Annotated in this window: 26 protein-coding genes and 1 tRNA gene; 12 read left to right on the forward strand and 15 right to left on the reverse strand. The window is 62.8% G+C overall.

Features of this window, described 5'->3' with window-relative positions; all coding sequences use genetic code 11:
• Positions 1-10 precede the first annotated feature (10 nt).
• From ispE to pth, 5 genes are all read left to right on the forward strand, one after another.
• Positions 11-868 (forward strand): 4-(cytidine 5'-diphospho)-2-C-methyl-D-erythritol kinase, encoded by an 858-nt coding sequence (ispE, locus tag HS961_RS20915; RefSeq protein ID WP_182325339.1) that lies wholly within the window; start codon positions 11-13, stop codon positions 866-868.
• A 40-nt stretch (positions 869-908) separates the two neighbouring features.
• Positions 909-985: transfer RNA gene (locus HS961_RS20920), tRNA-Gln, on the forward strand.
• A 56-nt stretch (positions 986-1,041) separates the two neighbouring features.
• Complete coding sequence (locus HS961_RS20925) at positions 1,042-2,007, forward strand: ribose-phosphate pyrophosphokinase (RefSeq protein ID WP_182325341.1); 966 nt, start codon at positions 1,042-1,044, stop codon at positions 2,005-2,007.
• Between the two features lie 130 nt (positions 2,008-2,137).
• Entirely contained in the window at positions 2,138-2,734 is a 597-nt protein-coding gene (locus HS961_RS20930; RefSeq protein WP_182325343.1) for a 50S ribosomal protein L25/general stress protein Ctc, read from the forward strand.
• A 102-nt stretch (positions 2,735-2,836) separates the two neighbouring features.
• Positions 2,837-3,445 (forward strand): aminoacyl-tRNA hydrolase, encoded by a 609-nt coding sequence (pth, locus tag HS961_RS20935; protein ID WP_182325345.1) that lies wholly within the window; start codon positions 2,837-2,839, stop codon positions 3,443-3,445.
• 64 nt (positions 3,446-3,509) lie between these two features.
• Here pth and HS961_RS20940 read toward each other — a convergent pair whose 3' ends face one another.
• The gene (locus HS961_RS20940) at positions 3,510-3,767 is read right to left on the reverse strand and encodes a YfhL family 4Fe-4S dicluster ferredoxin (RefSeq protein WP_182325347.1); all 258 of its coding nucleotides are present in this window, start codon (positions 3,765-3,767) and stop codon (positions 3,510-3,512) included.
• A 201-nt stretch (positions 3,768-3,968) separates the two neighbouring features.
• On the opposite strand from HS961_RS20940, the gene HS961_RS20945 reads away from it, so the two are divergent.
• The 6 genes from HS961_RS20945 to HS961_RS20970 all read left to right on the forward strand — a co-directional run bounded on the left by HS961_RS20945 (position 3,969) and on the right by HS961_RS20970 (position 10,825).
• Positions 3,969-4,931 carry an ABC transporter permease gene (locus HS961_RS20945; RefSeq protein ID WP_182325349.1) on the forward strand — a complete coding sequence of 321 codons (963 nt, stop codon included), beginning with the start codon at positions 3,969-3,971 and terminating at the stop codon, positions 4,929-4,931.
• A 7-nt stretch (positions 4,932-4,938) separates the two neighbouring features.
• Entirely contained in the window at positions 4,939-5,850 is a 912-nt protein-coding gene (locus HS961_RS20950) for an ABC transporter permease (protein ID WP_182325351.1), read from the forward strand.
• A gap of 9 nt (positions 5,851-5,859) precedes the next feature.
• Positions 5,860-6,885, forward strand: a complete 1,026-nt coding sequence (locus HS961_RS20955; RefSeq protein ID WP_182325353.1) for an ABC transporter ATP-binding protein — start codon at positions 5,860-5,862, stop codon at positions 6,883-6,885.
• A complete protein-coding gene (locus HS961_RS20960) occupies positions 6,882-7,733 on the forward strand; it encodes an ATP-binding cassette domain-containing protein (RefSeq protein ID WP_182325355.1) in 852 nt (283 codons plus the stop codon). The genes HS961_RS20955 and HS961_RS20960 overlap by 4 nt, the downstream gene beginning before the upstream one ends.
• Before the next feature lie 91 nt (positions 7,734-7,824).
• Entirely contained in the window at positions 7,825-9,315 is a 1,491-nt protein-coding gene (locus HS961_RS20965; protein ID WP_182325357.1) for an ABC transporter substrate-binding protein, read from the forward strand.
• A gap of 106 nt (positions 9,316-9,421) precedes the next feature.
• Positions 9,422-10,825 (forward strand): amidase, encoded by a 1,404-nt coding sequence (locus HS961_RS20970; RefSeq protein WP_182325359.1) that lies wholly within the window; start codon positions 9,422-9,424, stop codon positions 10,823-10,825.
• 264 nt (positions 10,826-11,089) lie between these two features.
• Here the strand turns inward: HS961_RS20970 and HS961_RS20975 are convergent, their stop codons facing one another.
• On the reverse strand, positions 11,090-11,947 hold the full coding sequence (locus tag HS961_RS20975; RefSeq protein ID WP_182325361.1) for a LysR family transcriptional regulator: 858 nt from the start codon (positions 11,945-11,947) through the stop codon (positions 11,090-11,092).
• A gap of 104 nt (positions 11,948-12,051) precedes the next feature.
• Here HS961_RS20975 and HS961_RS20980 point away from each other — a divergent pair, with 104 nt between their 5' ends.
• Positions 12,052-12,444: a tautomerase family protein gene (locus HS961_RS20980; protein ID WP_182325363.1), complete on the forward strand. Its 393-nt coding sequence runs from the start codon at positions 12,052-12,054 to the stop codon at positions 12,442-12,444.
• A 40-nt stretch (positions 12,445-12,484) separates the two neighbouring features.
• Here HS961_RS20980 and HS961_RS20985 read toward each other — a convergent pair whose 3' ends face one another.
• The 13 genes from HS961_RS20985 to HS961_RS21045 form a co-directional block, all read right to left on the reverse strand.
• Entirely contained in the window at positions 12,485-13,144 is a 660-nt protein-coding gene (locus HS961_RS20985; protein WP_182325365.1) for a LysE family translocator, read from the reverse strand.
• An 88-nt stretch (positions 13,145-13,232) separates the two neighbouring features.
• On the reverse strand, positions 13,233-14,099 hold the full coding sequence (locus tag HS961_RS20990; protein ID WP_182325367.1) for a DUF429 domain-containing protein: 867 nt from the start codon (positions 14,097-14,099) through the stop codon (positions 13,233-13,235).
• Between the two features lie 3 nt (positions 14,100-14,102).
• A complete protein-coding gene (locus HS961_RS20995; protein WP_182325369.1) occupies positions 14,103-14,993 on the reverse strand; it encodes an EamA family transporter in 891 nt (296 codons plus the stop codon).
• A 64-nt stretch (positions 14,994-15,057) separates the two neighbouring features.
• Positions 15,058-15,789 carry a GTP cyclohydrolase I gene (gene folE / locus HS961_RS21000; RefSeq protein WP_182325371.1) on the reverse strand — a complete coding sequence of 244 codons (732 nt, stop codon included), beginning with the start codon at positions 15,787-15,789 and terminating at the stop codon, positions 15,058-15,060.
• Between the two features lie 132 nt (positions 15,790-15,921).
• Positions 15,922-16,677, reverse strand: coding sequence for an endonuclease/exonuclease/phosphatase family protein (locus HS961_RS21005; RefSeq protein WP_182325373.1), 756 nt, complete (start codon positions 16,675-16,677; stop codon positions 15,922-15,924).
• Positions 16,674-17,162: a dihydroneopterin triphosphate diphosphatase gene (nudB, locus tag HS961_RS21010; protein WP_182325375.1), complete on the reverse strand. Its 489-nt coding sequence runs from the start codon at positions 17,160-17,162 to the stop codon at positions 16,674-16,676. The genes HS961_RS21005 and nudB overlap by 4 nt, the downstream gene beginning before the upstream one ends.
• A complete protein-coding gene (locus HS961_RS21015; protein WP_238347690.1) occupies positions 17,162-17,995 on the reverse strand; it encodes a CsgG/HfaB family protein in 834 nt (277 codons plus the stop codon). Before HS961_RS21015 ends, nudB begins: the two co-directional genes overlap by 1 nt.
• Before the next feature lie 141 nt (positions 17,996-18,136).
• Positions 18,137-19,945, reverse strand: coding sequence for an aspartate--tRNA ligase (gene aspS, locus HS961_RS21020; protein ID WP_182325377.1), 1,809 nt, complete (start codon positions 19,943-19,945; stop codon positions 18,137-18,139).
• 41 nt (positions 19,946-19,986) lie between these two features.
• Positions 19,987-20,625 carry a DUF502 domain-containing protein gene (locus tag HS961_RS21025; RefSeq protein ID WP_182325379.1) on the reverse strand — a complete coding sequence of 213 codons (639 nt, stop codon included), beginning with the start codon at positions 20,623-20,625 and terminating at the stop codon, positions 19,987-19,989.
• 22 nt (positions 20,626-20,647) lie between these two features.
• Positions 20,648-20,962 (reverse strand): FmdB family zinc ribbon protein, encoded by a 315-nt coding sequence (locus HS961_RS21030; RefSeq protein ID WP_182325381.1) that lies wholly within the window; start codon positions 20,960-20,962, stop codon positions 20,648-20,650.
• Between the two features lie 104 nt (positions 20,963-21,066).
• Positions 21,067-22,548, reverse strand: coding sequence for a sodium:solute symporter family protein (locus HS961_RS21035; protein ID WP_182325383.1), 1,482 nt, complete (start codon positions 22,546-22,548; stop codon positions 21,067-21,069).
• Between the two features lie 40 nt (positions 22,549-22,588).
• A complete protein-coding gene (ubiB, locus tag HS961_RS21040; RefSeq protein ID WP_182325385.1) occupies positions 22,589-24,160 on the reverse strand; it encodes a ubiquinone biosynthesis regulatory protein kinase UbiB in 1,572 nt (523 codons plus the stop codon).
• On the reverse strand, positions 24,157-24,795 hold the full coding sequence (locus HS961_RS21045) for a hypothetical protein (RefSeq protein WP_238347691.1): 639 nt from the start codon (positions 24,793-24,795) through the stop codon (positions 24,157-24,159). The genes ubiB and HS961_RS21045 overlap by 4 nt, the downstream gene beginning before the upstream one ends.
• Between the last annotated feature and the right edge of the window lie 46 nt (positions 24,796-24,841).

The following is a 24,841-nucleotide window of genomic DNA, read 5'->3' on the forward strand; positions in this document are numbered from 1 at the left end:
CCCATGACCCATGCGTACGCTGTACGACGTTCCCGCGCCTGCCAAGCTCAACCTGTTTTTGCATATCACCGGCCAGCGCGCCGATGGTTATCACCTGCTGCAGTCGGTGTTCATGCTGATCGACTGGGCCGATACCCTGCACTTTGAGCTGCGCAGCGGCGGCCAGATCAGCCGCGAAGACCTGAGCACCCCGCTGCCCGCAGATGACCTGATCACCCGCGCCGCCAGGGCCTTGCAACAAGCCACTGGTTGCACACAAGGTGTGCATATTGGCGTGCAAAAAAACCTGCCCGCACAAGCAGGCATGGGCGGCGGCTCATCGGATGCGGCCAGTACCTTGTTGGCCCTGAACCAGCTCTGGAACCTGCGTTTGACACGCAGCGAACTGCAGCGCATTGGCCTGGGTTTGGGGGCCGATGTACCGTTTTTTATTTTCGGAAAGTCGGCTTGGGTCGAAGGAATCGGTGACATAATACGCTCACTCGAAAACGAGCAGCAACTAGCAGACACCGCGCTGGTAGTTGTGAAGCCGCAAGAGGGTCTGGATACGAAACTTATTTTTTCAAGTCCGAACCTAAAACGCGATTCAGAAGCTGCTACAATGACGAGCTTCGCTGCAGAGACATTTGACTTCGGTCGAAACGACTTGCAGCCGGTCGCAGAAAGCCTGTGTCCTTCGATAAAAAAAGTTTCTGACTTTTTGAAATTGCAAGGATTACATGCTAGAATGACAGGCTCAGGTAGCGCAGTCTTCGCAGTGAAAAAAACGCAAGCTAGTAGCTGCCACAGCAGTTTTTCACAAGACTGGACAGTGAGAGATTGCACAAGTCTGATGGAACATCCTCTAAGAGGTTGGGCCCAAGACTGAGAGTTTTAAAGGATTGGTGATGCTTAGCACCAGTTCTTGTAGGGGAGTCGCCAAGCTGGTTAAGGCACCGGATTTTGATTCCGGCATGCGAAGGTTCGAATCCTTCTTCCCCTGCCATATTTCTTACCGCGTACAAGCAACGCACACAGCTAACCCATACCCACTGGGACGCTATGCAAGACCATCATCCAGACTTCATGGTTTTCACCGGCAACGCCAACCGCGAACTTGCCTCTGAAATTGCACAAAACCTCCACACCCGCTTGGGCGACGCAGACGTAGGCCGTTTTTCTGACGGCGAAGTCACGGTCGAGATCAAGCAGAACGTTCGCACACGCGACGTGTTTGTGGTTCAGCCGACTTGCGCACCCACCAATGACCATTTGATGGAATTGCTGGTGATGGTCGATGCCCTGAAGCGTGCATCGGCTGAGCATATCTGTGCTGTCATCCCCTACTTCGGCTATGCCCGCCAGGACCGCCGTGTTCGCTCGACCCGCGTGCCTATCACGGCCAAGGTCGTTGCCAACATGCTGCAAGCCGCTGGCGTGAGCCGCGTGCTGACCATGGATCTGCATGCAGACCAGATCCAGGGTTTCTTCGATATTCCGGTCGACAACATCTATGCATCGCCTGTGCTGCTGGGTGACCTGCGCCAGAAGAACTACGAAGACCTGATCGTCGTGTCTCCCGACGTCGGCGGTGTGGTGCGTGCCCGTGCGCTGGCCAAGCAACTCCATTGCGATCTGGCCATCATCGACAAGCGCCGCCCCAAGGCCAATGTCTCCGAAGTCATGCATGTGATCGGTGACATCGAAGGCCGCAACTGCGTGATCATGGACGACATGATCGACACCGCAGGCACCCTGGTCAAGGCCGCTGAAGTGCTGAAGGAACGTGGCGCCAAGAAGGTCTACGCTTACTGCACCCACCCCATTTTCTCCGGCCCGGCGATCGACCGCATCAGCAATGGCGCAGCACTCGACGGCGTCGTGGTGACCGACACCATTCCTCTGTCGGCCAATGCCCGCAACTGCAGCAAGATCCGCCAGTTGTCCGTGGCACCGCTGATTGCAGAGACGATCCACCGCATCGCTACCGGCGAATCGGTGATGAGCCTGTTCCAGGAAGCCGAATGACAAAAGGGCCCGCAAGGCTCTTTTTCAGCTTTCTGCTAAAATAGATAGTTTTCGCTGGCCGCTGCATTTTGTAGCGGCCTTTTTAACCGGATGAACTGGTCGCGGTTTCATCCCACATTGGAGTAATGATATGAACGTTGTCGCTTTTGCGCGCGCTAAGCAAGGTACGGGTGCGAGCCGCCGCCTGCGTAATTCTGGCCGTACGCCTGGCATCATCTATGGTGCGGCTGCTGAGCCTCAGTTGATCGAAGTGGACCACAACACCCTGTGGTACGCACTGAAGAAGGAAGCTTTCCACGCATCCGTGCTGGAACTGGACCTGGACGGCGCCAAGAGCCAAGTGCTGCTGCGCGACGTGCAATACCACCCTTACAAGCAACTGGTCCTGCACATCGACTTCCAACGCGTTGATGCGAACACCGCACTGACCATGAAGGTGCCAGTGCACTTCAGCGGTGCTGAAGAGTCGCCTGCCGTCAAGCTGGAAAAGCTGCTGGTGACCCCAGTGGTGACCGAAATCGAAGTGCGTTGCATGCCCAAGGACCTGCCCGAGTTCATCTCGGTGGACCTGAGCAAGCTGGAAAAGGGCGCTACGATCCGTCTGAAGGACATCGCTCTGCCTAAGGGCGTGAAGCTGGCATCGCAACAAACCAACCCAGCACTGGTGTCGGTGGTTGCTCCTGCTGCTGAAGAGCCTGCTGAAGGTGAAGCGCCTGCTGCTGCTTAATCGCAGAGCAAGCAGCTGACGCCTCCGGCGTTGGCATGCCAAAGGCTGTATTGCTGGTCAATGCAGCCTTTTTTCATTCTCCCCACCCACTGCACCCCACCCATGATCAAGCTGTTTGTTGGCCTCGGCAACCCCGGCCCTGAATACGAAGGCACGCGCCACAACGCCGGTTTTTGGTGGATCGATGCACTGGCCCGGGACTTGCGCCTGCAGCTGGTGCCTGACCGCAATTACTACGGCCTGGTGGCGCGCACGTCCGTCCAGGGTGAATCGGTCTGGCTGCTGGAGCCGCAGACCTTCATGAACCTGTCGGGCAAGTCCGTCGGTGCCTTGGTGCGCTTTTTCAAAATCAAGCCCGAAGAGGTGCTGGTGGTACACGACGAACTCGATCTGCCGCCCGGCCAGGTCAAGCTCAAACGCGGCGGTGGCCATGGCGGCCACAACGGCCTGCGCGATATCCATGCCCAGCTCGGCTCGGCCGACTATTGGCGCCTGCGCATCGGCATCGGCCATCCGGGCGACAAGCAAGAGGTGCCCAACTGGGTGTTGCGCAAACCCGCGCCTGACCAGCGCGCCTTGATCGAAGACAGCATCATCCATGCGTTGCAGGCTTCGCCCGAGCTGCTGGCCGGCGATATGGAAAAAGCCACCTTGAAGATCCACACCACCAAACCCCAGCGGCCCAAGCCGCCACGCCCTCCGGCAGCCTGACTGCCTTAAGGCTGCGCGCCCCTCTCGCGCAAAAGGGTCGCCTGGCTTCAGCCGCGCTGCGGTCTCACAGCCCCTTGTCGGCTTGCAGGCGCACATAGCGCTGCATCAAGGTAGGCTTGTCTTCCTGAAAATCCGGGTGCACCGGAATGCAGGCCACCGGGCATATCTGCACGCACTGGGGCTCGTCGAAATGGCCCACGCATTCGGTGCAGCGCTGCGGATCAATCTCGTAGTAGTCCTCCCCCATCGAGATGGCATCGTTGGGGCACTCGGGCTCGCAGACATCGCAGTTGATGCACTCATCGGTAATCATCAAGGCCATGGATGCGTCTCCAAGATTCCAGCGCGGGGGAAGAAGTGTGACATGAGCGACATTATCCCGCCTGCGCCTTGGCCATACTGCTTGCATTGCGAGTAAGCATGTATGGTGTGTCGGAATTGTTCGCGCTAAGCTTGCTGCTCTCAAAAAATAAAAACCAACTTCGGCAGGTCTGCGCGCCTCTCCTCACCACGACGGCTATCCATGGGCTTATTCATTCTCAAGCGCACACTCACTTTGCTGCTCACCTTGCTGGGCACCTCGATTGTTGTCTTCCTCGTGCTGGAGATCCTGCCGGGCAATGCCGCCCAGATGCTGATGGGCCCCGATGCGGCGCCCGAAGCGGTGGCCGAGCTGGCCCAGCAGCTGGGGCTGAACCAGCCCGCTTGGGAGCGCTATGTTCATTGGATAACAGGCCTCGTGCAACTCGACCTGGGCAACAGCTACAGCTACGGCACACCGGTGATCGAGCTGATCAGCGAGCGCATGGCCCTCACCCTGCCGCTGGCCTTGATGGCCATGGCCATCACCACCGTGGTGGCGTTGGCGGCCGGCATCTATGCCGCCAGCCGCCACAACAAGATCGGCGATGTCGGGGTCATGGGCCTGGCGCAGCTAGGCATTGCGATTCCCAATTTCTGGTTCGCCATTTTGCTGATCCTGCTGTTTTCGGTGCACCTCAAATGGTTCTCTGCAGGCGGTTTTCCGGGTTGGACCGAGGCCTCCGGCGGCTCGCCCGGGGCAGCGCTCCAATCGCTGATGCTTCCAGCGCTGTCGTTGGCGGTGGTGCAGGCGGCCATCCTGGCACGCATCACCCGCTCATCGGTGCTGGAGGTGCTGCGTGAGGATTTTGTGCGCACCGCACGTGCCAAGGGCCTGTCGCAACGCGCCGCGCTGTACGGCCATGTGCTGCGCAATGCCATGGTGCCCGTGGTCACCGTGATGGGCCTGCAGTTTGCCGAGTTGATGGCCGGCACGATTGTGGTCGAGAACGTGTTCTACCTGCCCGGCATGGGCCGCCTGATTTTTCAGGCCATTGCTAACCGGGACCTGATGGTGGTGCGCAACTGCGTGATGCTGTTGGCCGCCATGGTGGTGATCGTCAATTTCGTGGTGGACCTGCTCTATGCCTGGATCGACCCCCGCACCAAAGCCAGCGATATCTGAGCCCGCCATGCAACCGCCTACCTCCGTCGCCCCGACCCTACCCACGCCCACTGCCAGCCCCGCGCCTGGCCACACGGCCCCCCGCAACGCGCTGTGGCGCCGCGCGCTGCGCAACCCGAGCTTCATGATCGGCCTGGTGCTCACGGCGCTGCTGCTGCTCGCGGCTGGCCTGTCCTATGTCTGGACGCCCCACTCGGCTTTCGAGATGAACATGGAGGCCAAGCTGCAAGGCCCATCGCTTTCGCACTGGCTGGGCACCGATGCCTATGGCCGCGATGTCGCCTCGCAGCTGCTGCTGGGCGCACGCGCCTCGATCCTGGTCGGCGTCATTGCCGTGGGCATTGGCGTGGTCGTCGGCACCGCGCTGGGTCTGCTGGCCGCTGCCCGGCGGGGTTGGATCGAAGAGATCATCATGCGCCTGGCCGATTTCTCGCTGGCCTTCCCCGCCATCCTGTCGGCCATCATGCTGACGGCTGTTTTCGGCCCCGGCATCACCAATGCCATCGTGGCCATCGGCATCTACAACATCCCTATGTTCGCCCGCATTGCGCGCGGCTCGGCCAACACCATCTGGGCGCGTGAGTACATCACCGCCGCCCGCGCCTGCGGCAAAGGTGCCTGGGCCATTACCTGGCAGCATGTGCTGCCCAATATCTCTGCCACCTTGATCGTGCAGATCACCATCCGCTTTGCGATTGCGATCCTGGCCGAGGCCGCACTGTCTTACCTGGGCCTGGGCACGCAGCCACCGCAGCCCTCGTGGGGCCGCATGCTGAGCGAGGCGCAGACCTTGATGTTCCAGGCGCCACTCTTGGCCGTCTTCCCGGGCGTGGCGATTGCGCTGTCGGTGCTGGGCCTCAACCTGCTGGGCGATGGTCTGCGTGATTTGCTCGACCCACGCCTCGCCCGAAAGCGCTAAGGAATCGCCATGGCATTGATCGATGTACAGCACCTGGGCATTGCGCTGCAAACCCACCGGGGCCCTGCGCGCGCCGTGCGCGATATCAGTTTTCAGATCGAGCGCGGCCAGGCCCTGGGCCTGATTGGCGAATCGGGCTGCGGCAAGTCCATCACCGCGATGGCCTTGATGGGCCTGCTACCGGAGAGTGCCCAGGTCAGCGGCAGCGCCACCCTGGACGGCCAAAGCCTGGTGCAGCAGCCCGACAGTTGGTGGCGGGGCGTGCGCGGCAACCGCATTGCCATGATCTTCCAGGAGCCGATGACGGCGCTGAACCCGGTACACACCATCGGCCGCCAGATCAGCGAACCGCTGCGCCTGCACAAGGGCTGGAGCGCGCGCCAGGCCCGCGAAGAAGCCATTGCACTGCTCGACCGCGTGGGCATTGCGCAGCCGGCGCAGCGCTTTGATGCCTACCCGCACCAGTTCTCGGGCGGGCAGCGCCAGCGCATCACCATCGCGATGGCACTGGCATGCGGCCCGGATCTGTTGATTGCCGACGAGCCCACCACGGCGCTGGATGTGACCATCCAGCAGCAGATCCTGGACCTCATCAATGGCCTGGTCGAAGAGCGCCAGATGGCCTTGCTGCTGATCTCGCACGACCTGGGCGTGATCTCGCAGAACGTCGACAAGATGGTCGTGATGTACGGCGGCACCGTTGTCGAATCGGGCAGCACCGAGGCCGTGTTTGAGCACATGGCCCACCCCTACACCCGGGGCCTGCTGGCCGCCCGCCCCAGCATGCAGCCGCGCATTCAGGGCCAGCCCCAGCGCCTGCACACCATTGCCGGCTCCGTGCCCGAGCTGGCCGATCTGCCCGCCGGCTGCACCTTTGCCGGCCGCTGCAGCTTTACCCAGCCGCCCTGCTTTGTGCAAAAACCGCCCCAGGTGGCGCTGCCATCGACCCACCCACAGGAGGCGCACCAGGTGCATTGCCTGCGGCCCGAGGCCTATGCCATCGCCACCCCGACCCCTGACGAGACCCCCGCATGACGGCAGCCGCCCCAGACACCCCCTTGCTGCAAGTGCGCGACCTGGTGCGCACCTACACCCTGCCCCGCGAAAAACTCTTCTCCGCGCCGCCCACCGTGCAGGCACTTCGGGGTGTGAGCTTTGAGCTGCATGCCGGCCAGAGCCTGGGCATCGTCGGCGAGTCGGGCTCGGGCAAATCCACCTTGGCGCGCCTGGTGATGGCGCTGGACCAGCCCACCGCCGGCCAGGTGCTGCTGGATGGCCAGGACCTGCACCGCATGCAGGCTGCCGCGCTGCGCCGGGCGCGCAAGGATTTCCAGATGGTCTTCCAGGACCCCTATGGCTCGCTGGACCCGCGCCAGACGGTGGAGCGCATCGTCAGCGAACCGCTGCAGGCACAAAACACCAGCTCGCGGGCCGAACAGCGCGAACGCGCCAGCCAGGTGCTGCAGCAAGTGGGCTTGCGCGCGCAGGATGTGGACAAGTACCCGCATGAGTTCTCCGGCGGCCAGCGCCAGCGCATAGCGATTGCCCGCGCGCTGATCACCAAGCCCCGGCTGATCATTGCCGACGAGCCGGTCAGTGCGCTCGATGTCTCGGTGCAGGCCCAGGTGCTCAACCTGATGCAGGACCTGCAGCAGCAGCATGGCATCACCTACTTGCTGATCAGCCATGACCTGGCCGTCATCAACCACCTCTGCGATGCGGTGGTGGTGCTCTACCAGGGCGAGATCGTCGAGCGCGGTGCGCCAGCGCAGCTGTTCCAGCATGCGCAGCATCCCTATACGCAAAAACTGGTGCAGGCCGTGCCCCAGGTGCGGCCACGCCGACACCGCATGCCAGCAGGGATTGGGACAAGTCCTGTATAAACAGTGCTGAGCTCCTCGGCGGCCTTCCAACGGCCGCCGCCTCACTGCTTTCCCCCATAAATTGAATAAAACCCGATCCAAGGAGTACCGGATGCTGAACCGTAGACACCTGCTTGCTGCAGGCACCCTGGCACCGCTGCCGATGTGGCTGCCTGGCATGGCCCAGGCGCAGACCAAGAAAGACACTGTGGTGCTGGGCATGACCCTGGAGCCGCCAGGACTGGACCCGACCGCCGGTGCGGCCTCGTCGATTGCCGAGATCACCCACTACAACCTGTACGAGACGCTGACCAAGATCAATGCCGACGGCAGCGTCTCGCCGTTGCTGGCCGAGAGCTGGGAGGTCTCGCCCGATCTGAAGACCTACACCTTCAAGCTGCGCAAGGGCGTGAGCTTCCACAATGGCGAGCCCTTCAATGCCCAGAGCGTGAAGTTCTCCCTGGACCGTGCCTCCGGCGAGAAAAGCACCAACAAGGACAAGCGCACCTTTGCCAACCTGACGGCCCAGGTGGTGGACGAGCACACGGTGGTGATCCTGAACAAGGAAATCGACCCGGACCTGCTGTTTGTGCTGGGCCAGGCCACCTCGGTCATCGTCGAGCCCAAGAGCGCCGACACCAATGCCACCAAGCCCATCGGCACCGGTCCCTACAAGCTGGGCAACTGGAGCAAGGGCGCGTCCATCACCCTGGATGCCTGGCCGCAGTACCGCAACCCCGGCAGCATCCGCATCCGCCGCGCCACCTTCCGCTTTATCTCGGATGCCGCCGCCCAGGTCGCTGCCTTGCTTGCCGGTGATGTGGATGTCTTCCCCCGCGTCTCGGCGCGGGGCATTGACCAGTTCAAGACCAACCCGCGCTACCAGGTCGTCATCTCTGGCTCACGCGCCAAGACCATCGTCGCCATCAACGAGCGCCGCAAGCCGCTCGACGATGTGCGGGTGCGCCGCGCGCTGTCTGCCGCCATTGACCGCAAGGCCGTCATTGCCGGCGCGGCTGAAGGCCTGGGCGTGCCCATCGGCAGCCACTATGTGCCCGGCGCCTTCGGCTATGTGGACACCACCGGCATCAATCCCTATGACGTGGAAAAGGCCAAGAAGCTGCTGGCAGAAGCAGGTGTCAAAACCCCGCTGAGCCTGAGCATGACCCTGCCGCCTACGCCGTATGCGCGCCAGGGCGGCGAGATCATTGCCGCGCAGCTGGCCAAGATCGGCGTCGAGGTCAAGCTGCAGAACGTGGAATGGGCGCAGTGGCTCTCGGGCACCTACACCAACAAGAACTACGACCTGTCGATCATCTCGCACGTCGAGCCTTTCGATCTGGAGAACTACAGCCGCCCCGATTACTACTGGGGCTACAAGTCCGAGAAGTTCAACAAGCTGTTCGAACAGATCAAGCTCGAAGCCCGCCCGGCCGACCGCTCACGCTTGCTGGGCGAGGCTCAGCGCCTGCTGGCCGAAGATGCCGCCAACGTCTACCTGTACCAGCCGCAGTGGGTCACCATCGCCGCCAAGAACGTGCGTGGGCTGTGGAAGGACATGCCGATCTTCATCAACGACCTGTCATCCATGTACTGGTCATAGGCCCCTGCTTGCGCTAGGCTTGAAACCTGCACAACGCCCATCTACGGCCTGCCGAGATGGGCGTTTTTCATGGTGCTTCTTAAACTTTTCACGAGCTCTGCCCAATATGACCGCGTTGCACGATTGGCCTGCCACCGCCTTGCTGGCCGCCTACCAAAAGCAAGAACTCTCCCCCGTCGATGTCATGCAATCCGTCATCGCCCATGTCGAGCGCTGGGAGCCCCAGCTCTGCGCCACCTACCTGTACCGGCCTGAAGCGGCGCTGGCGCAGGCACGGGCCAGCGAGGCGCGCTGGCACCAGGGGGCACCCGCCGGCCTGCTCGATGGCCTGCCGGTGACGATCAAGGAAAACATTGCCACGCGGGGCGACCCACTGCCCGCTGGCACAGCGGCCGTCACCCTGGTGCCCGCCGCAGCCGATGCACCACCCGCAGCCCGCCTGCGCGAGGCCCATGCCATCTGCTTCAGCAAAACCACGATGCCCGACTACGGTATGCTGTCCTCGGGCCTGTCGAGCTTTCACCCGCTGGCGCGCAACCCCTGGGACCTGAGCAAGGGCCCGGGCGGCTCCAGCGCCGGTGGCGGCGCGGCGGCAGCCGCCGGCTACGGCCCTCTGCATATCGGCACCGACATCGGCGGCTCCTTGCGCCTGCCGGCCAGCTGGTGCGGCATCTACAGCCTCAAACCCAGCCTGGGCCGCATCCCCATCGACCCGCCTTACCAAGGCCGCGCCGCCGGCCCGATGACCCGCACGGTCGACGACTCGGCGCTGATGATGCAGGTGCTGTCAGCCCCCGATGTGCGCGACAGCATGAGCCTGCCGCCGCAAGATATTGCCTGGCGCACGGTGGCCACCACCGGCGCGGACTTTATCAAGGGCAAGCGCATTGGCCTGCTGCTGGATGCCGGCTGCGGCCTGCCGCTGCAGCCCGAGGTGCGGGCCGCCATAGAGCAAGCGGCCGCGCTGCTGGAATCCGCTGGCGCGCAGATCACGCCGATGCAGCCCTTTATGACCCCCGCGATGCTGGACGGCATGGACCGCTTCTGGCGCATGCGTTCTTTGACGGATCTGCAGGCGCTCAGCAGCGCGCAGCGCGACAAGGTGCTGCCCTACATCCGCACCTGGGCCGAGAGCGCCGAGGGCATGAGCGGCAACGCGGTGTTCCAGGCCAGCCAGCAGTTCCACCAGGTGCGCCTGGCCACCGTCAAAGCCTGCAGCGCTTTTGATTTTGTGATCTCCCCCGTCGCGCCGCACGTCGCCTTTGCGGCCGAATGGCCATCGCCCACCAACGACCCCTTGCGCCCGCTGGAGCACATTGGCTTTACCGTCCCCTTCAACATGTCGGAGCAGCCGGCTGCCTCCATTAACTGCGGCTACACCGCCGCCGGCCTGCCCATTGGCCTGCAAATTGCCGGTGCGCGTTTTGACGACCTGGGCGTGCTGCAGCTGTCACGCGCCTTTGAACAGATCCGAGGCCCGCAAAAGCCCTGGCCGCTGCCGCCGGGCTAAGAACCTGTTCAAAGTCTCCTCGCGCCGCGACAGTGTCTTTGCGGGATGGGATGCAAGGCGCAGTGCGCAGCCAATAGCCAGCTATTGGCAAGCGCTGCAACGACGCAGACCACCCGCAAAGACACTGTCCCGCAGGGTTGGAGTGAAATCGGGCGATTTCTGCGCGCTGGCCCTTGCTTGCACCCCGGTGCAAGCTGTGGACCATCCCTTCGAACTCATCCCGATTGCACTCCAACGCGGCTGCGTAGAGACTTTGAACAGGTTCTAAGACAGCCAATCCGATGGCAGCAATGCCCGCACCTGCTGCACCAGGGCGGACTCAGGCCCCCGGGCTGGCAGCAGGCCAAACTGCACCCGGGTGAGACGCGGCAAGCCCGCTTCTGGCAGGACCGGCTGCATCGTGTCGGTCAACGCGGTGGCATTGATGCATGCCACACCCAGGCCTGCAGCGATCGCCGATTGCAGGCCCGCAACCCCGGAGGCTTGGTGCGCCACGACATAGTCCAGGCCCTGCTGGCGCAAACGGCTTTCAGCGTATTGGCGCAGGGCACAGGTCTCCGGCAAAGCCAGCAGCGGTAAGGGCTGCCCAGGTTCTGGCGTCCACTGCCGCGCACGCGCCCAGACCAAAGGCTCCTCAGGGCCCAGGGTCTGCAGGCGCTGCTTGAAGGGCGGCAGCGCCATCACCACGCCCAGGTCGCACTGCCCTTGGGCATAGGCCGCCTCCACCTCGGCACTGCGCAGCACGCTCACCTCCAGCCGCACGGCAGGATGCCGCGCTGCCAAGGCCTTGAGCATGCGCGCCAGCGCATCGGGTTTGAAGTAGTCGGTGATGGCCAGCTTAAGGGCCCCTTGCAGCGCCAAGCCACGCAGGTCACGCAAGGCATGGTCGGCCAGGCCCACCAGCGCGCGCGCATGGCCCAGCAGTTGGCTGCCAGCCTCCGTCGGCAGCACGCCGGTCTTGCTGCGCAACAGCAGCGGCTGGCCAACGCAGTCCTCCAGCTTTTTGATTTGCTCACTCACCGCCGATTGCGACAGAAACAACTGCGGCGCCGCCGCTGTCAGACTGCCTGCTTCGACAACGGTGATCAGCGTTCTCAGCTGCGCCAGCTCCAGGTGGGCCATGGGTTATCCAACGGTTTAACAGATGGCAATTATCACATCTTCCCGTTTTTCAAATGCATAGAGGACTCGCACAATCGACCCATCGTTCAACGCAGGAGCCCCTTATGCCCCACATCGCCATCCAGCTCTCTGGTCCACGCAACACCGAGCGCCAGCAGAAAATCAGCCAAGCCATTGCCCAGCTCACCCAAGATATTCTGGGCAAGCGCCCCGAGGTGATCGCCATCACCTTCAGCCAGGTCGCTGCGCAGGACTGGTGGATTGCAGGCCAGACACTGGAGGAGCTGGGACAATCGGCCTTTCAGCTGGACATCAGCATCACCGACGAGACCAATACCAAGGCTGAAAAGGCGCGCTACCTGCAAGCGGTCTACGACACGATAGCCGGCCTGATGCCGCATCTGCATCCGGTGTCCTATGTGCATGTGATCGATGCCCGCGCCGCCGCCTATGGCTATGGCGGCAAGACGCAGGAATACCGCTACCACCACAGCTAAAGCGCTCCGCCAGCGCAGCAGCTGGGGACCGTACAGCGCTTCAGCGCTGCGCGGTGGCCAGCTTCACTGCCAGCCCCACAAACACCACGGCGGTGATCTTGTTCAGCCAGAACTGCGCCCGAGGCGAGCGCAGCAGCAGATTGCCAAAAGCGCCCGAGAACAGCGCAATGGCGCCAAACACCAGAAAGGCCGCCAGGATGAACACAGCGCCAAAGACAAAGATCTGCGGGCCAACCGGGCCAATGTTGGGATCGGCAAACTGCGGCAAAAAGGCCAGAAAAAAGATCAGTACCTTGGGGTTGGTGAGGTTCATCACCACGCCCCGGCGCACCATCACCAGCAGGTCCTTGCCGGCGATGTCCGCTCGACCGCTTCCGCCGGCAGCCGCTCCGCCAGCGGAGGCATCTGCAGCCACCGGTGCCCGCCATGCCCCCCAGGCCAGGTAGGCCAAGTAGGCGGCGCCACACCACTTGAGCACCGTGAACGCAATGCTGGACGCGGCAAACACCGCCGCCAGCCCCAGTGCCACCGCCGTGGTGTGTACCACCACACCCAGGCACAGGCCAACCACCACAGCTATGCCCACCCGCCAGCCGCGCTGGATGGATTGCATCAGCACAAACAGGTTGTCTGGCCCGGGCGACAGCGCCAGCAGCACGGCAACACCAAAAAAGGCCAGCAGGGATTGAAAAGTGGGCATAGGAATGTCTCGGGGGAAGAGCCGCAGACCAGCGGCGAAGGACCGGCACATTATGGCCTGCGGCCCAACCGACCCGGTCTGCCAGCGCTTACGGGCGTGACAGCGGCGCAGTGACGATCCAGCCTTCCAGCGGGTCAATGCCGGGCGGCAAGCCATACAGCGCATCGCCCGCCGCATGCTGGGCCAGCGCCCAACCGGCCTGCAGCATGCAGATGGCGGCATCGAGGTGGTCGCCACTGGCATCCGCCGCCATGGTCTGCAGCTGCGGAGCCTCGGCCAGCAAGCGCAGCCCCAACCGGTGCCGGCCTTGTTGCAAGGCTTCCAGCAGCGCTGCCCTGGCCTGGGCACGCTCGGGCGTCTGGCGCTGGCGGTCATCGCTTTTGTAGCTGCGCCGGCCGATCAGCTCGCGCGCCAGCATGCCGGGGTAGGCCTCCAGCGCGACGCGCGTGCTGTCCCTGCGCAGCAGGCCGGGGAAATCGGCACCTAGCGCCAACAACCGGGGCAAACCGGCATGCAGCATCCAGGCCACCGGCGGGTTCACCCATTTCATTGAGGGACTGGCGCCTGCGGGCCCATCGGTGGCGCGGTGGGCAAATTTGCCACCAACCGGCCGGGCATCGCAAAAGGCCTTGAACAGATCGCGGATCTCGCTGCGCTCCAGGCGGGCGTAGTGCTGCATGCAGGCCTGCCAGTCGCTGGGCCAGCCCAGGCTGTTGACCAGCTCGCGTGGCAACGCAAACGGCAGGTCAAAGCCGCCCACCCAGGCCGGTTGCTGCAGCAAAAAGGCCTGCCACTGCACCAAGGTAGAAAAGCGGTGGAAGCCCTCCAAGGTGACGGTCTGGGCATCCGCATCCAGCCGGCCCCAGGCCAGCACTATCGGCTTGCGCGGGCTGGGGCTGCTGCTGAAATCGCAGCCCAGCAGCGGTGGCAGTGGTGGCAGTGCGGCCTTTGGCATTGCTTAGCCCAGTCCCAGCGCGACCACGCCCACGCCAATCAGCAAGGCGCCGGCAATGCGCAGCAGGCGGTCGCCCTCACCCAGCAACTTGCCGCCAATCAGTGCGGCAAACAGCATCGATACCTCCCGCGCCGGCGCCACATGCGAGATGGGCGCCGTTTGCACCGCATACAGCACCAGCACATAGGCCATGGGGCTGAAGATGGCCACGACCAGTGCAAAGCGCCATTGCAGGCGCCACAGGCGCTGGGTTTCGGGCCAGTTCATGACGCCCAGGGGTGCCAGCATCACGACCCGCACCAGGTTGCCCATGTAGTCCAGCAGGATCGGCGACAGCAGCACCACCTTGACGGCATAGCTGTCCACGACGGTATAGGCCGCAATAAAGAGGCCCGTCAGCAAGCCGTAGTACAGGCCCTTGAGCGTGCGCTCCCGCGCCTCTCCAGCGCCGGGCTGGGTGGCAGTGCGCAGCATGGCCGGGCCACCCGCAATCAAGAACACGCCCACCACCACGGCGGCGATGCCGACGGCACCCAGGCTGGACAGCTGCTCACCCAAGAACAGCACCGCCACCATCGACGAGATCAGCGGGCCGCTGCCGCGCGCCAGTGGGTAAACAACGGTCAGATCAGCCACCCGGTAGCCGCGCAGCAAGGTGACAAAGTAAAAGATATGCAGCAGCGCGCTGGCCGAGACAAAAGCCCATTCGGTCGTGCCCCACAGCGGCACCACATCTTTGCCCACCCACCAGCCCACCGGCAGCCAGACGACCGCATTGAGCACCGAGGTGAACAGCGAGAAGCGGGCATCGCCCCCTGCCTTCTTGGCCACAATGTTCCAGAAGGCATGGATGATGCCAGCCACAATGATGAGCGTGAAAGCGTGGATCGTCATGGCAAGCGAAATGGCAAAAAAATAACCCGGGGCGGGCCCGGGCGTTGTGTGCTCAGCGTGGCAATCAATTGCCAGCGCGCTGCGGAATCAGCGACAGAAACTCGCGCCGCAGATTGGGGTCGGTCAGAAACTCGCCGCGCATCACGGAGTTGAGCATCTTGGAATCCATCTCGCGCACGCCCCGCCAGGACATGCAGAAGTGCGAGGCTTCCAGCACCACGGCCAGGCCATCGGGCTGGGTCTTTTTCATGATCAGATCGGCCAGCTGCACGATGGCTTCTTCCTGGATCTGGGGACGGCCCAGCACCCAGTCCACCAGGCGTGCGTATTTGGACAGACCGATCACATTCGTGTTCTTGTTGGGCAGCACGCCAATCCAGACCTTGCCAATCACCGGGCAGAGGTGGTGGCTGCAGGCGCTGCGCACGGTGATCGGGCCGACGATCATCAACTCGTTCAGGTGCTCGGCATTGGGGAAAGCGGTGACCTCAGGCTGGGGCACATAGCGGCCCTTGAACACCTCGGTCAGGTACATCTTGGCCACCCGGCGCGCGGTGTTGCGGGTGTTGTGGTCGTCCGTGGTGTTGATCACCATGCTGTCGAGCACGCCCTGCATCTTGCCCTCGACCTCGTCGAGCAATCGCTCCAACTCGCCCGGCTCGATGAAGTCGGCGATGTTGTCGTTCGCATGGAAGCGCTTCTGGGCTGCCACTATCCGCTCACGGATCTTGACGGACACCGGCGTGCCTTCGTCGCTGGCGGGTGCTTTATTCGGATCGGATAGTTCTGTAAACATAGCGGGGATGGTAGCAGCGATTGCAGACCTGCAAGCATAAGGTGTTTCTCGCCCTACAGGCAGCGCAAGAAAAGGCTAAAAGCTATTGATTCGATAGCATCTTGCCGCAAAACTCCCGGCGCGGGCCGGGCCTCAGTCGCGCAGGCGAAACTCGGCGATCAGCGGCAGGTGGTCAGACATGCGCCACCAGATGCGCCCCCGTGGCACAAACAGGCCGCAAGGCGTCAAACCCCGGGCATAGACATGGTCCAGCTGCACCACCGGCAGGCGCGAGGGATAGGTCATCAACGGCTTCTCGTCATACTCGAACAAGCCAAAACCCGCCAGCATGCGCTTGACCTGGAAGCCCCAGTCGTTGAAGTCCCCGGCAACGATCACCGGCTCATCATCGGGCACATGGGCCTTGATGAACTCATGGATCAGCGCCGTTTGGCGCAAGCGGCTGCCTTGTACCAGCCCCAGATGCACGACGATGGTGTGGATGCGCTGGCCAGCAATCTCCATTGCCACATGCAGCAGGCCGCGCTGCTCAAAGCGGTGGTCAGAGATGTCACGGTGGTTGGATTCCAGAATGGGCCAGCGGGTCAACAGCGCATTGCCATGCTCACCCCAGCGGGTGGTGGCATTGGTGCGGTAGGCGGCGGTGTAGCCCAAAGGCGTCAAGAAATCGGCCTGGTTCTGCTCGGGCCAATTGTTGAAAAAACTCATCTCCTTGCGGTTGTCCTTGCGCACTTCCTGCAGGCAGATGATGTCTGCATCCATTTGCTCGACCGCCAAGCCCAGGTTGTGGATCTCCAACCGGCGCACGGGGCCCAGGCCCTGCACTCCCTTGTGGATGTTGTAAGTGGCAACCCGCAAAATGGGCAAATCGTCGTGGGTATCGGTCATGAAGCTATGAACCTCGGCAGCCAGAGAATGGCTTCGCTGTTCGAGATGGAATAGCAGCGTTCTGCTGCCTCACGCCAATCATGCCACGCATGGGCGGTGTGCTCTCTGGGGCTCAGAACGATCTTGGTGTAGGACGGCACCTGCAGGCTCAGCACATGCTCGGTGTTCATGCACACATCGGAAGCATAGCGGTGGCGCCACTGCGGGTAGATGGGGTAGATGTTCTCCAGCTCCCAATCCCGCAGCAAGCAACCGGGCTGCTTGGCATCGATGCCGGTTTCTTCCCAGACCTCGCGGATCGCTGTTTCTTGCCAGGTTTCCGTGTCGCTGTCCTGGCTGCCGGTCACCGGTTGCCAGTAATCCTGGCCCTCCATCTGGTTGACGCGGCGCAGCAGCAGCACCTGCAGATCAGCGGTATGGATGATCACCAGCACCGAGCGGGGCAGTTTGTAGGGCAGGCTGGCGCCTGTGGTCGCTTGCTTCATCAACGCTTGGCCTCGGGCTTGCGGGTGGCCACGGCCGGTGGCAAGGCCTTGGCCTGCAACAGCCGCACCTGCTGCACCATCAGGTTGTGGGCGTTCAAAAAGGCGGCAGCAATCACCTTGCCCTCATTGGTATTGCTCCAGCCCATGCCAGCGCCGCCACCCAAACGGCCCAGCAGCACGCCACCCACGCCCAGGTCAGTGGCACGGGCCGAGCCGGTGGCAGCGGCCACTTGCTCGGTGGTCTCGTTATCGGTCAAAAACAAGGCGGTCTGCGCCTCCTTGAACTTGACCTGCTCGGCCACGCCCGCGAGGCCAGCAATATCGCGCAGCACCGGCACCATCGCGATGATGCCCGCCAGGCCCCGGCCCGCATCCTGCTCGCTGAAGGTCAGGTTGGGCACCATCGTGTACTGGGCCTCATAGCCCTTGCGCTTTTGCACCGTGCCATTGGGGCGCAGCACGCCGGCATCCTGCAGCTCCCCTTCGCGGATGGTGCCCTGCAGGCCTCCTGCCCGGTCCACCACGCGAAAGCAGCCGCTTTGCTGCATCAGCAAGCGCACCAACGGCACGGGGGTGGGCGGCAGGTTCACGCTGCTGGGCATCACATAGCCGCGCGGGTTCTCCAGCAAGGCCACCGTCGCAATCGGCTCGTCGCAGCGCTCCAGGCTGGCATGCGCGCCCTGCCCGCCCGCCGGGCCGGCCGAGCCCGAGACTTCGGAGCCGCCTTGGCCCAGCTCGGTCTTCTTTTCACCGCAGCCGGCCAAGGCCAGCGCGATGGCAGCCAGGGCCATGCCGTATACCCAGCGCTTGGATCGGTTGGAAGTCGCAGTCATCCCATGCATGGGCACCCTTTGCAATCTGTCAGTCACGCCGAAGCATAGCGCCCCAAAATGACAAAAAAGGCCAAAACCCGGAGGGCTTTGGCCTTGTGGCGGCGCCGTGCATCAGGCATGCCCATGCACCGCGCGGTCTGCTTACTGCGCTGCTGCGGTGTTGCGCAGCTTGATGTGCAGTTCGCGCAGCTGCTTTTCGTCCACCGGCGATGGAGCCTGGGTCAGCAAGTCCTGTGCGCGCTGGGTCTTGGGGAAGGCGATCACGTCGCGGATCGACTCGGAGCCGGTCATCAAGGTGATCAAGCGGTCCAAACCGAAGGCCAGGCCACCGTGGGGAGGCGCGCCGTACTGCAGCGCGTCCAGCAGGTAGCCGAACTTGGCACGGGCATCTTCAGCGCTGATCTTCAGCGCAGTGAACACCTTGGACTGCACATCGGCGCGGTGGATACGCACCGAGCCGCCACCCAGCTCCCAGCCGTTCAGCACCATGTCGTAGGCCTTGGCAATGCACTTGCCGGGGTCCGTGTCCATCAGGTCCTCATGGCCATCCTTGGGCGACGTGAAGGGATGGTGCACAGCGGCCCAGCGGTCGTTTTCTTCGTCGTGTTCGAACATCGGGAAGTCCACCACCCACAGCGGAGCCCAGCGGTCTTCAAACAGACCGGTGCTCTTACCAAAGGCGCTGTGGCCAATCTTGATGCGCAAGGCGCCGATGGCGTCGTTGACGATCTTGTCCTTGTCGGCGCCAAAGAAGATCAAGTCGCCGTCTTGCGCTTCGGTGCGCTTGAGGATCTCGGCAATCGCAGCGTCATGGATGTTCTTGACGATGGGCGACTGCAGGCCGTCACGGCCCTTGGCCAGCTCATTGACCTTGATGTAGGCCAGGCCCTTGGCGCCATAGATCTTGACGAAGTCGGTGTAGGCATCGATGTCGCCGCGCGACAGTCCGCCCTGCTCGCGTGCACCGCCAGGTACGCGCAGGCCCACGACGCGGCCGCCCTTCATGTTGGCAGCGCCCGAGAAGACCTTGAAGTCCACATCCTTCATCACTTCGGTCAGCTCGGTGAACTCCAGCTTCACGCGCAGGTCCGGCTTGTCCGAACCAAAGCGGAAGGCCGCATCCTGGTAGGTCATGATCGGGAACTCGCCCAGGTCCACGTTCAGCTGGGTCTGGAACACTTCCTTGATCATGCGCTGGAAGATGGCACGGATCTCTTCCTCGTTCAGGAACGAGGTTTCGCAGTCGATCTGCGTGAATTCGGGCTGGCGGTCAGCGCGCAGGTCTTCGTCGCGGAAGCACTTGGTGATCTGGTAGTAGCGGTCATAGCCGGCCACCATCAGCATCTGCTTGTACAGCTGGGGCGACTGGGGCAGCGCGAAGAATTCGCCATCATGCACGCGGCTGGGCACCAGGTAATCACGTGCGCCTTCAGGCGTGCTCTTGCCCAACATCGGCGTTTCGATATCGACAAAACCTTCCTTGTCGAGGAAGTTGCGCACCTGGATGGCCGTCTTGTAGCGCAGCATCATGTTGCGCTGCATGACCGGGCGGCGCAGGTCCAGCACGCGGTTGGTCAGGCGCACGGTCTCCGACAGGTTCTCGTCGTCGATCTGGAAAGGAGGCGTCACCGAGGCGTTCAGCACGATCAGCTCATGGCACAGCACTTCGATCTTGCCGCTCTTGATCGATTCGTTGGTGGTGCCATCAGGACGGGCACGCACCAAACCCTTGACCTGCACGCAGAACTCATTGCGCACGCCTTCGGCCACCTTGAACATCTCGGCGCGGTCCGGATCGCAGACCACTTGCACATAGCCTTCGCGGTCGCGCAGGTCGATGAAAATCACACCACCGTGGTCACGGCGGCGATTGACCCAGCCGCACAGGCTCACGGTTTCGCCCATCTGGGCTTCGGTCACTTGACCGCAGTATTGGGAACGCATTGCCATAGCCAATCTTCCTGCACCCGCAAAGGTGCCTTAGTTCTCAGTTATTTAGACCCCGTGGGAGCATCGGGCGCAGCCACGACCCCCATCGAGACGATGTATTTAAGCGCAGCATCCACGCTCATGTTCAATTCAACGCAATCGCTTTTGCGCACCATCACCAGGTAGCCGCCCGTTGGGTTGGGTGTGGTGGGCACATAGACGCTGACAAAAGCGCCCTCGGCGCTGTCCAGACCGCCGTGCAGGTGCTGGGCCAACTCACCGCTGGGCGCGCCGGTCACAAAGCCGATGGTCCACATGCCCGGCTGGGGCCACTGCACCATCACCGCCGTGCGAAACGCATTGCCGCTCTCGGAAAACAAGGTGTCGGAGACCTGCTTGACGCTCGAATAGATCGAGCGCACCACCGGGATGCGGCTGACCAGCGCGTCGCCCCAGGAGACGAGCTTGCGGCCGACAAAATTGCTGGCGATGCCGCCGACGATCAGCAGGATCGCCAAGGTCAGCACCACGCCAAAACCGGGAATATGGTAGCCCAGGACCTCGTCAGGCTGCCAGTGTTGCGGCAGGATCAGCAAGGTCTGGTCGAGCGTGCCGATGATCCAGTTGAGCACCCAGACCGTGATGACCCCCGGCACAATGACCAGCAGCCCGGTCAACAACCATTTGCGCAAGGAAGCCATCACCGCTCTCAGCCCTCAGCTTTTAGGCCGCCGTGCCGCCGCTGGCAGCGGGTGCCGGTGCGGGCGTGGCTGCGGGCGTGGCTGCGGGCGCTGCCGCATCAGCAGCAGGCGCGGCTGCCGGTGCGCCGGCAGCGGTGGTTGCAGCAGGGGCAGATTTACCGCTGAAATCGGTGGCGTACCAGCCGGTGCCCTTGAGCTGGAACCCGGGGGCCGTCAATTGCTTGGAGAAGCTGGCTTGCTTGCACTCGGGGCAGTCCGTCAACGGAGCGTCCGACATTTTCTGCAAAACATCTTTGGCATAGCCGCAGGCACTGCACTTGTAGGCGTAAATAGGCATCGCGCGTGTAAGAAAACGGAGGGAAACTCTTGATTATAGGCGGGTTGCAAAACCGATCCGGGTCACAGGCTAAGCGCCTCGGGCCCTTGCTGGTGTGCTGCGGCTCAGCGGCCGGCTACGGTCGTACCCGTCGCCACAGGCGAGGCATCGGGCACAAAGGCCTGGACATCCGTCTTCTGGTTGCGAATGCGCTGTGGCGCCAGGGAGCCGACCGCCATGCCGCTGAAAGCAGCCAGCACACCGGCCAGCTGCGCCGGGAAGGCTGCACCCCAGGCCATGTTCAGGCCCGCCAGCCACACGCCGATGCCCAGGAACACCGCGAGCAGCGCCCCCTGGGTGGTGGCGCGCTTCCAGTACAGACCCATCACCAGCGGCACAAAGGCGCCCACCAGCGGCACCTGATAGGCGCCGGAGACCAGTTCATAAATGGGGGTGCCCTGCATGCGGATCGAATAGGCCAGCACGCAGGCGCTGAACACCAGCACGCTGATGCGCATGGTCTTGAGGTTTTCGCGGTCACTCACCTTGGGGCGGAACTGGCGCCAGATATTCTCGGTAAAGGTCACGCTAGGCGCCAGCAAGGTGGCCGATGCGCAGGACTTGATGGCAGACAGCAGCGCGCCAAAGAACAGCACCTGCATCACAAACGGCATCTTCTCCATCACCAGGGTGGGCAGCACCTTCTGAGGATCGTCCTTGAGCAGGTTGGCCGTTGCCTCGGGCATGATGATCAGCGCGCTGGCCACCAGGAACATCGGCACAAAGGCAAACAGAATATAGGCCGAGCCACCGATGATGGTGCCACGCACCGCTGATTTTTCGGTGTTGGCCGACATCACGCGCTGGAACACATCCTGCTGCGGGATCGAGCCCAGCATCATCGTGATGGCAGCGGCAAAGAAGAAGACCATGTCATGCCAGCTGGGCTCAGGCCAAAACTGGAACAGGTCGCGGCTGGTGGCCAGGTCGATGACCTTGCCGGCACCGCCGGCCATGTCGGACGCGAAGAAGGCCAGCACCAGGAGGCCCACCACCAGGATGATCATCTGCACAAAATCGGTGACCGCCACCGACCACATGCCGCCAAACAAGGTATAGGCCAGGATGGACACCACGCCGATCACCATGCCCATCGCAATGCTGATCGCACCGCCCGACAGCAGGTTGAACACCAGGCCCAAGGCCGTGACCTGGGCCGACACCCAGCCCAGGTAGCTGAGCATGATGATCAGTGAACAAATGATCTCGACCGCGCTGCCATAGCGCTTGCGGTAGTAGTCGCTGATGGTCAGCAGGTTCATGCGGTAGAGCTTGGCCGCGAAGAACATGCCCACCAGAATCAGACACATACCGGCGCCAAACGGGTCTTCAACCACATTGCGCAAGCCCCCTTCGATGAACTTGGCAGGCACGCCCAGCACGATCTCGGAGCCAAACCAGGTCGCAAACGTGGTGGTGATGATCATGAACAGCGGCAGATTTCGGCCGGCAATGGCGAAATCCGCGGTGTTCTTCACCCGTCGGGCGGCCCAAAGACCCACGCCAATGGTCACGAATAGGTAGGCGATCACCAGGGAGAGCAGCACGTTGTCACTCCTGCAAAGCGTAGGGCTTAGGGGTTAAAGATTAGAAAATGCGGACGCGAATGAAGAGCTGCAGTACCACCAGCCCCAACACAAAACCTATGCCACCGCAAATGATGATCTGCAGCAGCTTGTTGGTCAACTTTTGCTGCACTAGCAGCTCTTTGAGCATCTGGTCGTTGTCAGCACCGTTGCCATTACGCGCCAGGTACTGGTGCACCAGGCGCGGCATGTCGGGCAGCAGCTTGGCATAACGCGGCGCCTGGGATTTGAGCTCGCGCCACAGGCGCTGGGGCCCCATCTGGTCGAGCATCCACTTTTCCAGGAATGGCTTGGCGGTGCTCCACAGGTCCAGGTCCGGGTCCAGCTGGCGGCCCAGGCCTTCGATATTGAGCAAGGTCTTTTGCAGCAGCACCAGCTGGGGCTGGATCTCGACCTGGAAGCGCCGCGAGGTCTGGAACAGGCGCATCAGCACCATGCCCAGCGAAATCTCTTTCAGCGGCCGGTCAAAGTACGGCTCGCAGACGGCACGGATGGCGGCTTCGAGCTCATCGACCCGGGTATCGGGCGGCACCCAGCCGCTTTCAATGTGCAGCTCAGCCACGCGCTTGTAGTCGCGGCGAAAGAACGCGGTGAAGTTCTGCGCCAGGTACTCTTTGTCGAACTCCGTCAGGGTGCCAACAATGCCGAAATCCAGCGAGATATAGCGCCCAAAGCTCTCAGGCTCCAGGCTGACCTGGATGTTGCCCGGGTGCATGTCCGCATGGAAAAAACCATCGCGAAACACCTGGGTGAAGAAAATGGTCACGCCATCGCGGGCCAGCTTGGGGATATCCACACCAGCAGCGCGCAGGGTATCGACCTGGTTGATGGGCACGCCATTCATGCGCTCCATCACCATCACCTCCTGGTGGCAAAAATCCCAGAACACTTCCGGGATCAGTACCAGGTCCAGCCCTTCCATGTTGCGGCGCAGCTGGGCGGCGTTGGATGCCTCGCGCATCAGGTCCAGCTCGTCGTGCAAGTAGGTGTCGAACTCCGCTACCACCTGGCGCGGCTTGAGGCGCTTGCCATCGGCGGAGAACTTCTCGACCAGCTCGGCCATGGTACGCATCAGCGCCAGGTCGCTGTCGATCACCGGCAGCATGCCCGGGCGCAGCACCTTGACGGCGACATCGCGCAGCGTGCCTTCGCGCGTGCGGATGGTGGCAAAGTGGACCTGGGCTATCGAGGCACTGGCGATCGGCTTTTCGTCAAAGCTGACGAAGACCTCGGCAAGGGGCTTGCGGAACGCCCGCTCGATGGTCTGCACCGCGATGCGTGAATCGAATGATGGAACGCGGTCCTGCAGCAGCGACAGTTCTTCGGCAATATCGGGCGGCAGCAAATCGCGCCGGGTGGACAAAACCTGGCCAAATTTGACAAAGATGGGGCCTAGTTGTTCCAACGCCTCGCGCAGGCGCTGGCCGCGTGGCTCCGTCCAATTGCGCCCCAGGCGCAGTACCCGTGTGATGCCTTTGAGCCAGGGGTGGTTGAAGCTCGACAGCACCATGTCGTGCAAACCATAGCGCCAGACCACCCACAAGATGGTGAAGCCCCGAAAAAAGCGCTTCATGTTGCTTTGCGCTCGTTGGCGGTGTCACCGTCTGCGCCATAGCCGGGTGGCGTGGGCGGTGCCGGCGGCTGGGCCTGCTGGCCAAAGCCACTGGCGCCAAAGCGGTCAGCGGTGCGCACGCCCATGCTGACAAACTGGCGCAGCGCAGCCGCTACACGCTGGCCCATTTGCGCCAGCCAATGCGCGGGGGTATCGCCCACCACCCGGGCCAGGTCTTCTTCAACATCCCAGCGCACATGGTCGACCAGCCACTGGATCTCGGCGGCAAACTGCACATCGCCATCGATGCGGATGGCGGGCTTCTCGCCCTGGATGACGCCACGGGCCAGCGCCAGCGGGGAGTCATCGACCACCTGCACGCGCAGATCGGGGGTTTCTTGCATGCCAGCCAGGTCCAACAGACCGGCGGGCGTGATCTTGAGCGCCAGCACGATGCTGCGCCACTGCACCTGCACCACGCGCCCGCTTTGGCGCACCAGGCGCTCCATCGCGACTTCTTCCTGCATCAGCACATGGTTCAAGAACAGCACCACGCGGTGCTGCACCTCAGACACCAGCCATTGCGGTGGTTGGGCCGACTCCAGAATGCGTGCAAAAATGCCGCCCGGAAAAGAAAAAGGGGACTGTGTTGCCATAGTCCCCAATTATTCCCCAAGTCCGCCGCCTGTCGTCAGCATTAAC

Origin of the sequence: Comamonas piscis, assembly GCF_014109725.1 — a bacterium.
Classification (GTDB): Bacteria; Pseudomonadota; Gammaproteobacteria; order Burkholderiales; family Burkholderiaceae_C; genus Comamonas; species Comamonas piscis.